This is a genomic window from Amycolatopsis palatopharyngis, from assembly GCF_003385185.1.
Taxonomy (GTDB): Bacteria; Actinomycetota; Actinomycetes; order Mycobacteriales; family Pseudonocardiaceae; genus Amycolatopsis; species Amycolatopsis palatopharyngis.
The window spans coordinates 114,784-126,697 of record NZ_PQHZ01000006.1; the positions used below are offsets into that span (position 1 = coordinate 114,784).

The window sequence follows — 11,914 nt, forward strand, 5'->3', positions numbered from 1 at the left end:
GGGAGTTCCCCAATGTGGCATTCGGGACATCTAACGTCCCCAATGTGGCATTCGGGACATCTAACGTCCCCAATGTGGCATTGGGGAACTCCAACTGCCCAAACGCCGCATTGGCGGCTGTGACCGGGCTCCTGCTCGTGGCCACCCGCAGCGCCTCACGTCGTTCACACTCCTTACCCTGATCGTGTGGATCCCGTGACCGAGCTGGCGACCTCAGGGCCGCTGTTGCTCGCGGCCGGGGTGGCGCTGCTCGCCGGGACGATCTCCTTCGCTTCACCGTGCGTGGTGCCGCTCGTGCCGGGCTACCTCGCCTACCTCGCCGCGCTGGTCGGCGCGGACGCGCCTGCCGTTAGCGAGGACGAGGAGCGCAAACGGGGCAGGTACGCCGTGGTCGGCGCTACCGGGTTGTTCGTGCTCGGCTTCACCGTCGTCTTTGTCGCAGGGGTCGGCACCCTCGTCTGGCTCGCCGACGCCCTGCTGGTGAACCAGGACGTGCTGCAACGCGTCGGCGGGGTGCTGACGATCGCGATGGCACTGGTGTTCCTCGGCCGCTTCCGGTTCATGCAGCGCGAGGTACGCGGGCATCACGTGCCGCGCGGCGGACTGTGGGGCGCCCCCGTGCTCGGGGCAGTGTTCGGCCTCGGCTGGACGCCCTGCATCGGGCCGACGTTGTCCGGTGTCCTCGCGATCGCGAGCGCCAGCGGAAGCAGCGGCGCACGCGGCTTCCTGCTCGTACTCGTCTACTGCCTCGGGCTGGGACTTCCCTTCCTGCTCATCGCCCTCGGTGCCCGCTGGGCCGTGCGCGCCACCGACTGGCTACGCCGCAACGGCAGGCGCGTCCAGCTCGCCGGCGGCGGTCTGCTGTTGCTGGTCGGAATCATGCTCGTCACTGGATTGTGGGGCGACCTGGTGGCGTGGATGCGCGACGCTTTCATCGCTGACACGGAGCTGCCGCTGTGACAACCACCGAAGCCCCGCCCGCACAGCCGCGCAGGCCCTACCGGCAGACGCCGATACGTCGTGCGCTCGCCTTCGTCCGAAACACCTGGCGCGGGCTCATCTCGATGCGCACAGCGCTGATCCTGCTGTTCCTGCTCGCGCTGGCCGCGCTGCCCGGCGCACTGCTGCCGCAGCGGTCGCTGAACCCACCGAAGACCGAGGAGTACATCGCCGCCTACGGCTGGTGGGGTGAACTGCTGGACCGGCTGCAGTTCTTCGACGTCTACAGCAGCGTCTGGTTCTCCGCGATCTACCTGCTGCTGATGGTGTCGCTCGTCGGCTGCCTCGCGCCGCGCAGCCGGGACTACGTCCGGTCGATGCGGGCGAAGCCGGTACTGACCCCGCGCAACCTGAGCCGGATGCCGCATCACCAACGCGCCGAGGTGGCAGCCGAGCCCGCCGAGGTGCTCGCGGCCACCAGCACCCGGCTACGCGGCTGGCGGGTGGCGGAGCGCGAGGAGCCCGACGGCGCGCGCAGCATCAGCGCCGAACGCGGCTACCTGCGCGAGACCGGCAATCTGGTGTTCCACTTCGCCATGCTCGGGCTGATCGTCGCGTTCGCACTGGGCAAGATGGTCTCCTACGAGGGTCAGGTCATCGTGCAGGCGGACGGACAACCGTTCTGCAACTCCGGCATCCTCAACTACGACTCGTTCAACCCCGGTCTTCAGGTGGACGGCACCCAGTTGAACCCCTTCTGCCTGCGGGTCAACAGCTTCACCGCCGAGTACACCGAGGCCAACCAGCCAGAGCACTACGAGGCCGACCTCGAGTACCAGTCCGGGAAGGACCTGCAGACCGGCACCTGGCGGCCGTACACCCTGGAGGTCAACGAACCGCTGCGTACCGCGGGGGATCGGGTCTACCTGCTCGGTCACGGGTTCTCCCCGACCTTCACCGTCACCTTCCCCGACGGCAGTGTGCGGACCCAGACGATCCAGTGGCGCCCGATGAACCAGACCACCCTGCTGTCCGAGGGGGCGACCAAGTTCGACCCGCCCGGCGTGACCGACCCCGTGCAGCGCCGCGAGCAGCAGTTGGCGATCACCGGGCTGTTCGCCCCGACCTCGCTGTTGCACGGCAATGTGCTCAGTTCGGCCGGCCCCCAGCTCGACGATCCCGCCGTCGCGGTGGACGTGATGAAGGGCGATCTCGGCCTCGACTCCGGAAAGGCACAGTCGATCTTCGAGATCGACCAGGGCATGGTGGACCAGGGCAGACTGGAACGGGTGGCCAGGGAGAACCTGGAGCTCGGTGAGCGGATCACCCTCGACGACGGCACGACCGTCAGCTTCGACGGGGTGCAGCGGTGGGTCTCGCTGCAGGTCTCGCACGACCCCACCCAGCTCTGGGTGCTCGGGTTCGCCGTCGCGATGCTGCTGGGCCTCGCCGGTTCCCTGCTGGTCAAGCGCCGCAGGCTGTGGGTGCGCGTGACCCCTGCGGTGGGTGCGGACGGTCAGCGACTTACCGTTGTGGACATCGGCGGTCTGGCCAGGACTGACCAGGCCGGGTACGGCGAAGAGTTCAACCGGATCGCAGCCGGACTGCTGCGCGAGACAAGGAAACACTGATGCCGGTCAACGAGACACTGTCGCAGTACAGCGACTGGTCCTACACCACCGCGGTCGTCGTGTACGTGGTCGCGATGATCTTCTTCCTGGTCGAGCAGTCGTTCGGACATAAGGGTGCGCAGGCTGCCCAGCGGACCCGGGAGCGTGCCGCCGAACTCGTCGGAGCGGGCGGACCGTCCAGCACTGTCGAGCCTCCTGCCGAGCACACCGGGACGACCTCCGCCAGGCCCGAACGCAACCGCGCCGAGCGGTTCGGCCGAATGGGTGTCGCCTTGACCGTGCTGGCGGTCTTGCTCCACCTGAGCGCGCTGGTGCTGCGCGGTCTGTCGGCCGGCCGTGTGCCGTGGGGCAATATGTACGAGTACACGATGGCGATCTGCCTGGTCGCGGTCGTCACCTGGCTCGTCGTGCTACGCCGGTCGCCGCTGCGGCATCTATCGGCGTTCGTGCTGTTGCCGGTCGTGATTCTGATGTTCATCGGCGGCACGATGCTCTACAGCGAATCCGCTCCAGTGCAGCCCGCCCTGCAGTCGTACTGGTTGGTCATCCACGTTTCGGCCGCTGCCGCGTCCTCCGGGGTGTTCCTCGTGCCCGGTGTGGCGAGCCTGCTTTACCTGGTTCGGTCACGGCACGAGAAGAACCCGCAGAAGTTCGCGCGGTTCGGTGCCCGGTTGCCCGCGCTCGACGTGCTCGACCGGGTCGCATACCGCACGACGGTCTTCGCGTTCCCGGTGTTCACCTTCGGTGTCCTGTGTGGTGCCGTGTGGGCGGAGGCCGCGTGGGGCCGGTTCTGGGGCTGGGACCCCAAGGAGACCGTCGCCTTCATCGCCTGGGTGGTCTACGCCGCCTACCTGCACTCGCGGGCGACGGCGGGCTGGCGGGGCAACCGCGCCGCCGTGATCAACGTGATCGGCTTCGCGATGACCGTCTTCAACCTGTTCTTCATCAACCTCGTCACGACGGGATTGCATTCCTACGCCGGGGTGGGGTAACGCACCTGCGTTCGACCCCCGGCCTTCCTGCGACTACCGTCGCTACTGACAGGGCGTCTGGAGTGCGGATTCCGAGGTCACAGTGATTCCTGGAACTCGGCCGACGAAGTCCCGCTATCGAGGCGGCAGGGCGTCACGCGGCAGAACTGGACAGTGCCTGGGTGCCAGAGCCCTGGGGATTCGATCGCGGACCCGAGTTCTCAGACAGGCCCTGATGGCGCCGGGGCGTGCGCGTCCTGCGACAAGCACAGGAGGAATGCAGAGCGGTGACCGGACCCAACGACGAGCCGGCTGACGGCTATACCGGGGACCAGGAAGGGCTGGCCGCCGAGACGCCCACGCAGTGGCACAACCCGCAGACGGATCAGGCCGAGGGTGCCGCGGCGTTCTCTGAGGAGAGCACCGACTCGACTCCGCACCCCGCCGCACCGAACTCCTCGGCTCCGGGTCAGCACCAGGCGCCGGCAAACCCGAGCACCTCGGGGCCGTACCAGGTGCCACCACCTTCTTCCGACCCAGCGCAGCCCACCTACTACACCGAGGCCACCCCCTCCGGTCCGCAGCAGCAGCCCGTCTATCACCACGGCTACGACCCGAACCTGCCTCCGCTGCACCCACCGCAGTACCAGCAGCAGCCGCCGAACCCGGGTCAGTACCCCGGCCCGCCACCGCCCCTGCCGGGACAGCAACAGGGCGGCAGGCACGCCCTGGCCGGGGGCAGCGACCTGACCTCCGCGCACCTGGTCAAGCGGATGAAGCGGCGGCCGCAGACGGGCTGGCGCAAGGCCCTCTTCGTCGGTACGGGTGGGCTGATCAATCCTGGTGAGAGTCCAGCGGACCGGCGCAAGCGGGAGCTGATCTCACGCGTCAACCAGCCGCTGCGTGGGTGCTACAAGATCGCCATGCTCAGCCTCAAGGGCGGGGTGGGCAAGACGACCACCACGACCACACTCGGCTCCACCTTCGCTTCGCTGCGGGGGGACCGGGTGGTGGCTGTCGACGCCAACCCCGACCGGGGGACGCTGTCACAGAAGATCCCGATCGAGACCACGGCCACCGTGCGGCACCTGCTGCGGGACGCGGACAAGATCACTCGATACAGCGACGTCCGCTCCTACACCTCGCAGGGCGCGAGCAGGCTGGAGATCCTCGCCAGCGAACAGGACCCCGCGGTGTCGGAAGCGTTCTCCGAGGACGACTACCGGCGCACGGTCAACCTGCTGGAGCACTTCTACAACATCGTGCTCACCGACTGCGGGACCGGCCTGATGCACTCAGCGATGAAGGGCGTGCTCGACGTCGCCGACGCGCTCGTGATCGTGTCTTCGGGTTCCGTCGACGGCGCCCGCAGCGCCTCTGCGACCCTCGACTGGCTCGACGCGCATGGTTACGGCGACCTGGTGAAACGCTCCGTCGCGGTGATCAACTCGGTGCGGCCGAAGGGTGGCTCCGTCGATCTCGAGAAGCTGTCCGCACACTTCGGCGCCCGGACGCGGGGAGTGTGCAAGATTCCGTTTGATCCGCACCTGGAAGAGGGCGCGGAGATCGAACTGGACCGCCTGGACACCGGCACGAGACTGGCGCTGCTGGACCTGGCGGCGACGGTGGCCGACGGATTCCCGAACGACCGCACCGTCCGCTGACGAAGATCGGCAGGGCACCAGACCCTGCCGATCTCACTACTTCTCGTCTTCGCGCCGCCGCTTACGCTGTTCCTCCGCGAGTTTGCGGAGGAAATCCGGGTCGTCGTCGGGTGCGGTCGGCGCCTGCCGTGTCGGCACGCCGACGCGCTCGGAGCCGAACGACCGCCACAACAGTACGGCGATGGTCAGTGCGCCGATCACCGCGAGCAGGTAAACCATGCCCGCTCCTTCCGTCGTGGAATGCGTGCCTGTCACTTCCGAGGTTAACCCTTTTGTCAGGATATGGGGGCACAGGCCTGCCACGATTGTCTTGGGCGCGCTTCGCGGCGCCTCACGGGCACGCGAGTGAGCGCGGTTTTGGCGTTACAACCGTGGCGTTGGCTCACTCGCTGTGTTGGCCCGGCGCGCTCCGCGGCGCCTCACAGTGACGCGAGTGAGCGCAGCTTTTGCATTACAACCGTGGTGTTGGCTCACTCGCTGTGTTGGCCCGGCGCGCTCCGCGGCGCCTCACAGTGACGCGAGTGAGCACAGCTTTTGCGTTACAACCGTGGCGTTGGCTCACTCGCTGTGTTGGCCCGGCGCGCTCCGCGGCGCCTCACAGTGACGCGAGTGAGCGCAGCTTTTGCATTACAACCGTGGTGTTGGCTCACTCGCGTCCGTGGTCAGTTCGGCCAGGAGTTCGTTCACCTCGGCCTCGCGGAATCGGCGATGTCCGCCCGGGGTGCGGATCGAACCGATCCGGCCCGCGGTGGCCCAGCGGGTCACGGTCTTCGGGTCCACTCGGAACAACGCTGCGACCTCACCCGGTGTGAGCAGCCGTCCTCCCATGGTCGCGGTCATTTTCCGCCTCCTTCACGCGCTGCCTGTTAGACCTGCGGTGGGCTTCGGCCGTTCGGCCGAAGGACCCGGTCTTCCAACAAGGGCAATCGTTGCATCTCACCCGTCGGGTACTCGAACGGTTGTCGGACAGTAAAGAGGTAGTAATGGGACAAATCGCCCCAGCGTTGGCGCGTACTGCCCACCGCCTGGCCGATGGTTAGAGTGGGCTGGTGGATCAGCTGGACCGCAAGATCATCGCCGAGCTGCGGCTGAACGGCAGGGCCACCTACGCGGAGCTCGGCCGCACGGTGGGGCTGTCACCGTCCTCGGTGCACGAGCGGGTCGGCAAGCTAGAGGCCGCCGGGGTCATCACCGGTTACCACGCGGTGGTCGATCCGGGCACCGTCGGCCTCGGCGTCACCGCGCTGGTCGGTATCCAGCCCACCGACACCGCTACCGACGACGATGTGGCCGAGGCGCTCGGCCAGCTCGCCGAGGTGGAGAGCTGCTATGCCGTGGCAGGTGACGAAGCCTTCGTGGTCAAGGTCCGCGTTGCCACCGTGGACGAGCTGGAGCGCACTCTCGGCAGGCTTCGCCGGATCGGTGGTGTCGCACGCACCCACACCACCGTCGTCCTGTCCACGCGCTTCGAGGGCCGTCCCAACAATGCCGTTCTCACCGAGCGCGTAGCCTCTGCAGACCGTGAGTGAATCCCCCGACGAGCAGCGAAACACCCCCGGCCACCTCGCCCGCGACCTCACGCTGTACATCCTCGCCCGCTTCGTGCTGATCGCGGTTGTCGCCGGGATCCTCGTGCTGTTCGACGTTCCACTGCTGGTCGCGCTGGCCGTGGGGACAGTCGTCGGCCTACCGCTGGGCCTGCTCACGTTCCGCGGTCTCAACGCCCGCGTGACCGCTGGGCTCGCCGCCCGCAACAAGCATCGCGCCCGGCAACGCGCCAAGCTGCGGGCAGAGTTGCGTGGCGAAGACGTGCCGAAGGAACCGGAGGACGATACGTCCGAGCAGCCGACCGAGGACCGGGAGCAGGAGAAGTGAGCCAGCCGGGCAGGGCATGGGTCCGGGAGGCCGTGCGGATCATCGAGGCCGACGCGAACCGCAGTGCGGACACGCACCTGCATGTCTTCCCGCTGCCCGCGGACTGGGGCATCGATCTTTACCTCAAGGACGAGTCGGTACACCCAACCGGATCGCTGAAGCACCGGCTGGCCCGTTCGCTGCTGCTCTACGGCCTGGTGAACGGCCATATCGGCCCGGACACCGTGCTCATCGAGGCCTCCAGCGGATCCACCGCGGTGTCGGAGGCGTATTTCGCGCGGATGCTCGGCCTCGACTTCGTCACCGTCGTGCCGCGAAAGACCAGCCAGGAGAAGGTCGCGCTCATCGAGTTCTACGGCGGCCGCTGTCACTTCGTGGACACCCCACCGGAGATGTACACCGAGGCCGAGCGCCTCGCCGCCGAATGCAACGGGCACTACCTGGACCAGTTCACCTATGCCGAGCGCGCCACCGACTGGCGGGGAAACAACAACATCGCGGAGTCGGTGTTCGCGCAGCTGCGCTCCGAGCGACACCCGGTACCGTCCTGGATCGTGGTGGGGGCCGGAACCGGCGGTACCAGCGCGACCTTCGGGCGCTACGTCCGTTACCGCAGGCACACCACCAAGATCGCGGTCGTCGACCCGGAGAACTCCTCGTTCTTCGGGGCCTGGCAGACCGGTGCGCTGGACTACTCCACCGGAATGCCGTCCCGGATCGAGGGGATCGGGCGGCCGAGGGTGGAGCCGTCATTCGTGCCAGGTGTGATCGACGAGATGTTCCAGATCCCCGACGCCGCGTCCATGGCCGCCATCCGGCTGCTGCGCGAACGCACCGGGCACTGGGCGGGCGGGTCGACCGGGACGAACCTGTGCGGCGCGTTCCAGCTGATCGCCCGGATGCTGGCGATGGGCCAGACCGGCAGTGTGGTCACGCTGTTGTGCGACGGCGGTGACCGCTACGCCCACACCTACTACGACGACGACTGGCTGGCCGAGCAGGACCTCGACCCGGCGCCGTACCGGGAGTCGATGGAGCGCTTCCTGGCTACCGGCACCTGGTCCGGCCAGTACTAGCGAGGCCCAGAAACCGCACTTTCCCGGGAAAGTGCGAGGTCGGAAAACTCCAGCCGCAGGTCGTGGGCGTGCTCGTCGGCACTTTCCCGGGAAAGTGCTACGCCGCTAGCACCAGTCCCAGTGCCGTGAGTACCGACCAGACCAGCATCGCCATACCGGTGTCCCGCAGGGCCGGAATGAGGCCCGGACCGGTGGCCCCGCCCGTCACGGCCCGCACCGGCTTGAGCAGGGGGGCCGCGGCGAGCACGGCCAGCAGCGCCAACGGGAAGGCCGGGGCGAGCGCGAGGGTGATCAGGAACGGCACCAGCGCCAGCCCGAGGTACAGCCTGCGGGTCCCCGCGTCACCGAGGCGAACCGCCAATGTCCGCTTGCCGGCGGTCACGTCGGTGGGAATGTCGCGCAGGTTGTTGGCCGTGAGCACCGCCGTGGAGAAGCAGCCCACGGCGACGGCGCAGCCCAGCGCGGCCCAGCTCACCGTGCCTGCCTGGACGTACACCGTGCCGAGCACCGCGGCGAGGCCGAAGAAGACGAAGACAGCGACCTCGCCGAGGCCGGCGTAGCCGTACGGCCGCCTGCCGCCGGTGTAGAACCAGGCTCCCGCGAGGCAGGCCGCCCCGCCCGCGAGCAGCCACCAGCGTCCGGTCGCGGCGACGAGGGCCAGGCCGAGGACGCCCGCGACGCCCAGCGAAGCCAGTGCGGCCGTCAGCACGGCACGGGGCCTCGCGGCCCCCGAGCCGACGAGTCGCAGCGGGCCCACCCGGTCGGCGTCGGTTCCCCGGATGCCGTCGGAGTAGTCGTTGGCGAAGTTCACGCCGATGATCAGGGAAAGCGCCACCAGTAGCGCGAGCAGCGACTGCCACCAGGAGAACGCATCCAGTTGCGCCGCGACACCCGCGCCTGCCAGCACGGGTGCCACCGCGTTCGGCAGGGTCCGTGGCCGGGCACCCTCGATCCATTCCGTCACCGTCGCCATGGCGATCATTCTTCCCATGGCGGCCGTAGGTACCGGCCGCGGCCTCCCGTGATCAGCAGGCGCCGGGTGCGGAGCCGATCCTGACGTAGGCGCGGGCGACGTACTTGCCGCTCGCCAGGCGATACCAGAGATTCGAGGTGCCCTGCGTTCCCGTGACACTGGCGCCGGTCACCTGGCACTCGATCCGCACCTGGGCGTGCCTCGCCGCCAAACCCACCTGCGAGGCGGACCCCTGCGGCCCGGAGCGGACGTTCAACGGCGTGCTCTCGGTCGCGATCGTGCCCCACGGGCCGGAACCGGTCCATTCGTAAGTCACGTTGACCCAGGCGTTGTCGGCGAGTTTCAGCCCGTCCCAGAACGTGCCGTCGGCGAGGTCGATGCCCGCCGGGTTGGCGACCCTGCGGCCGAACTGGTCCTTGCCGCCGTTGTAGCCGTCCTGGTACGCGGCCTGTGCCTGTGGCTTGCCCTGCGGCAGGTCGGTCCACATCTCGCGGTCGGCGTTCCAGTAGTCGTCCTTGGTGTTCCAAGGTCCGACGTCCCACACCGGGGCCCACTCGCAGCGCGCGTTGTCCGAGGTGCAGACCTGCACGGTGTAGTTGCCGCTGCCCTTGTTCGCGAGGCCCCTGCGGGAGGGCAGCGCGACGAAGTGGTCCCGGCTGACGATCACGTGCCCGTTCGCGGTGGTGCCCCCGACGAGTCCCTCGCGGGTGGCGAAGACCCGGTAGGTGGAGGCGGCCGCCTGTACCGACCGGGTCGCGACGGTGTTCCCGGTGTTCCCGGCGTTCCATGCCGTCAGGTCGATCCGGTCGACGTCGGCTCCCTGAGTGCCTTCCGGTGTGATCAGCACGAGTCGCGTCTGCACCGAGGTCGTGGCCTCCGGCAGCACCGCCGCTGCCTCCGGGGTGATCTCGGTCCACTCGCTCCACATGCCGTCGGCCCGCAGGCCGCGGACATCCACCGCGGCTTGTGCCTCGTCCGGGATCGTCGCGTCCAGTTCGGCCACGACGGTGTTCACTGGCGACTCGAGTCGTTCGGCCGGAAACTCCTCGATCGAGGTGAGCTCGCTTCGCTCGGCACTCGCATAGGTGCCCGCGGCCGTGCCGTCGTACTGGGGCTCGGCCGGATTGACGAACCAGGTCAGGGTGCCGCTGGCCGGTACGGGTGGCCCCGCCGAGGCCGGTGCGGCGAGCGCGGTGGCGGCGATCGCCACTCCTGCGAAGGCCGCCGCCACGGAAGTCCACCGTGGACGGCGTCTCGTTCCGGTTCTCGTCGGCGTCATCGGGCATCTCCTCCGGCGGGCCACGGAGCGACCTCCCGCAGGTCGCTACAGGGCCGCACCCCGCCTGGCTAGGGAGAGCCAAAACCGATCGTGGTGATCTGTCAACCAACCGTGTGAAAGCGAGTGAAAATTACCGACTATCGTCGCCCAGCAGAGTGTCCAGCTCGGCAAGTGGGCGTGCCGCGTTGCTGCACCCGGGGGACGCTCGCGCGGGGGAGTCACCCAGCGAGACGGCCTCGCACCGCCTCGCGGTCGACCTTGCCGGGGCCACGCAGCGGAAGTTCCGCGTTGAACTCCAGCCGCTTCGGCACAGCGGCGCGCCCGAGTTCTGCCCGCACTCCGGCCAGCAGCCGGGAGTGCAGCTCCTCTCCGCCGGACGAGCTCCCGGTGGGCACGACGACCGCGGCGACGGATTCGCCCCACTCGGGATCGGGCAGGCCGACCACGCAGGCCATGGCCACCCCAGGGTCTGCCGTCAGTACGCGTTCGACGGCCGCCGCCGCGATCTTGACGCCGCCAGTGTTGATCACGTCGTCGGCGCGGCCCAGGATCTCCAGCCTGCCGTCGTCGTGCAGCCGTCCGAGGTCGCTGGTGCGGAACCAGCCTCCGGTGAAGGTCGTCGCCGTGAGGTCGGGCCGCAGCCGGTAGCCGTGCGCGAGCATCGGTCCCGCCAGCTCCACGCGGCCTCCGGTGTCGAGACGCACGCGCACCCCGGTCAGCGGAACCCCGTCGTACACACAGCCGCTGGCGGTCTCGCTCATGCCGTAGGCACTGATGACGCTGATCCCCGCCCAAAGGGCAGCCGACCGCAACCGGTCGTCCAGCGCGGCTCCACCGAGGACGATCGCGTCGAACCCGGCGGCCGCACTGACCGCGTCCTCGCCCGCGGAAAGCAGCCGGGCGAGCTGGGTCGGTACGAGCGCGGTGTAGTGCGGTCCGGGCAGGCGCTGGTGTGCCCTCGCGGCTTCGGCGAAGGCGCTGGGATCGAAACCCGACGACGTGTCGAGGACGGTGGGTTCGTGCCCGGCGAGCATCCCGCGCACGAGCACCTGCAGGCCGCCCACGTAGTGCGCGGGGGTGGCGAGCAACCACCGCCCGGGCCCGCCAAGGCGGTCGATGGTGGCCGTGGCGGATGCGGTGAGCGCGGCGGCGGAGAGCAGGACACCCTTCGGTGCGCCGGTCGAACCGGAGGTCGGCACGATCACCGCGGTGGACGGCTCCACCGGCGTGCCGGGTTCCATCGCATCCCTGACCGCACCGGCACCAGGGGAACGTGAGTCAAGCGGCAGGACCGCGGGGCCGCCGTCGAGAGCGGTTTCCAACGCGCTCATCAGCTCACGTACGGACTCCGGCCCGCTGTCGGTCCACACCTCGTGCACCCTGCCTCCTCTCTCACCCACGTATCGCACTTTCCCGGGAAAGTGCGATACGTGCACGCGCAACTACCGCGCTTTCCCGGGAAAGCGCGCGTCGAAGGTGCCCCCGGCCTTGGGAACCCTCGCACTT

General features: G+C 68.8%; 12 protein-coding genes. 7 read left to right on the forward strand and 5 right to left on the reverse strand.

Annotation, left to right across the window (positions count from 1 at the left end; genetic code table 11):
* The first annotated feature begins 186 nt into the window (after positions 1 to 186).
* From D0C15_RS06545 to D0C15_RS06560, 4 genes are all read left to right on the forward strand, one after another.
* On the forward strand, positions 187 to 960 hold the full coding sequence (locus tag D0C15_RS06545) for a cytochrome c biogenesis CcdA family protein (RefSeq protein WP_116041708.1): 774 nt from the start codon (positions 187 to 189) through the stop codon (positions 958 to 960).
* Positions 957 to 2,570, forward strand: coding sequence for a cytochrome c biogenesis protein ResB (gene resB / locus D0C15_RS06550; RefSeq protein WP_116041710.1), 1,614 nt, complete (start codon positions 957 to 959; stop codon positions 2,568 to 2,570). The genes D0C15_RS06545 and resB overlap by 4 nt, the downstream gene beginning before the upstream one ends.
* The gene (gene ccsB, locus D0C15_RS06555; RefSeq protein WP_116041712.1) at positions 2,570 to 3,562 is read left to right on the forward strand and encodes a c-type cytochrome biogenesis protein CcsB; all 993 of its coding nucleotides are present in this window, start codon (positions 2,570 to 2,572) and stop codon (positions 3,560 to 3,562) included. Before resB ends, ccsB begins: the two co-directional genes overlap by 1 nt.
* 266 nt (positions 3,563 to 3,828) lie before the next feature.
* Positions 3,829 to 5,205 (forward strand): nucleotide-binding protein, encoded by a 1,377-nt coding sequence (locus D0C15_RS06560; RefSeq protein ID WP_245975605.1) that lies wholly within the window; start codon positions 3,829 to 3,831, stop codon positions 5,203 to 5,205.
* A gap of 36 nt (positions 5,206 to 5,241) precedes the next feature.
* Here D0C15_RS06560 and D0C15_RS06565 read toward each other — a convergent pair whose 3' ends face one another.
* Positions 5,242 to 5,424 carry a hypothetical protein gene (locus D0C15_RS06565; RefSeq protein WP_116041714.1) on the reverse strand — a complete coding sequence of 61 codons (183 nt, stop codon included), beginning with the start codon at positions 5,422 to 5,424 and terminating at the stop codon, positions 5,242 to 5,244.
* Positions 5,425 to 5,832: 408 nt separating this feature from the next.
* Entirely contained in the window at positions 5,833 to 6,045 is a 213-nt protein-coding gene (locus D0C15_RS06570; RefSeq protein WP_116041716.1) for a BldC family transcriptional regulator, read from the reverse strand.
* A 209-nt stretch (positions 6,046 to 6,254) separates the two neighbouring features.
* Between D0C15_RS06570 and D0C15_RS06575 the strand changes: the two genes are divergently transcribed.
* Genes D0C15_RS06575 through cds1 form a run of 3 tightly spaced genes read left to right on the forward strand, consistent with a single transcriptional unit; the run spans position 6,255 to position 8,156 of the window.
* The gene (locus tag D0C15_RS06575; RefSeq protein WP_116041717.1) at positions 6,255 to 6,734 is read left to right on the forward strand and encodes an Lrp/AsnC family transcriptional regulator; all 480 of its coding nucleotides are present in this window, start codon (positions 6,255 to 6,257) and stop codon (positions 6,732 to 6,734) included.
* Positions 6,727 to 7,080, forward strand: coding sequence for a DUF4229 domain-containing protein (locus tag D0C15_RS06580; RefSeq protein ID WP_116041719.1), 354 nt, complete (start codon positions 6,727 to 6,729; stop codon positions 7,078 to 7,080). The genes D0C15_RS06575 and D0C15_RS06580 overlap by 8 nt, the downstream gene beginning before the upstream one ends.
* The gene (gene cds1 / locus D0C15_RS06585) at positions 7,077 to 8,156 is read left to right on the forward strand and encodes an L-cysteine desulfhydrase Cds1 (RefSeq protein WP_116041721.1); all 1,080 of its coding nucleotides are present in this window, start codon (positions 7,077 to 7,079) and stop codon (positions 8,154 to 8,156) included. The genes D0C15_RS06580 and cds1 overlap by 4 nt, the downstream gene beginning before the upstream one ends.
* 97 nt (positions 8,157 to 8,253) lie before the next feature.
* Here cds1 and D0C15_RS06590 read toward each other — a convergent pair whose 3' ends face one another.
* The 3 genes from D0C15_RS06590 to menE form a co-directional block, all read right to left on the reverse strand.
* Entirely contained in the window at positions 8,254 to 9,129 is an 876-nt protein-coding gene (locus tag D0C15_RS06590) for a 1,4-dihydroxy-2-naphthoate polyprenyltransferase (protein ID WP_116041848.1), read from the reverse strand.
* A gap of 52 nt (positions 9,130 to 9,181) precedes the next feature.
* Positions 9,182 to 10,408, reverse strand: a complete 1,227-nt coding sequence (locus D0C15_RS06595) for a hypothetical protein (protein WP_116041723.1) — start codon at positions 10,406 to 10,408, stop codon at positions 9,182 to 9,184.
* A 218-nt stretch (positions 10,409 to 10,626) separates the two neighbouring features.
* The gene (gene menE, locus D0C15_RS06600) at positions 10,627 to 11,787 is read right to left on the reverse strand and encodes an o-succinylbenzoate--CoA ligase (protein WP_116041725.1); all 1,161 of its coding nucleotides are present in this window, start codon (positions 11,785 to 11,787) and stop codon (positions 10,627 to 10,629) included.
* Positions 11,788 to 11,914: the final 127 nt, after the last annotated feature.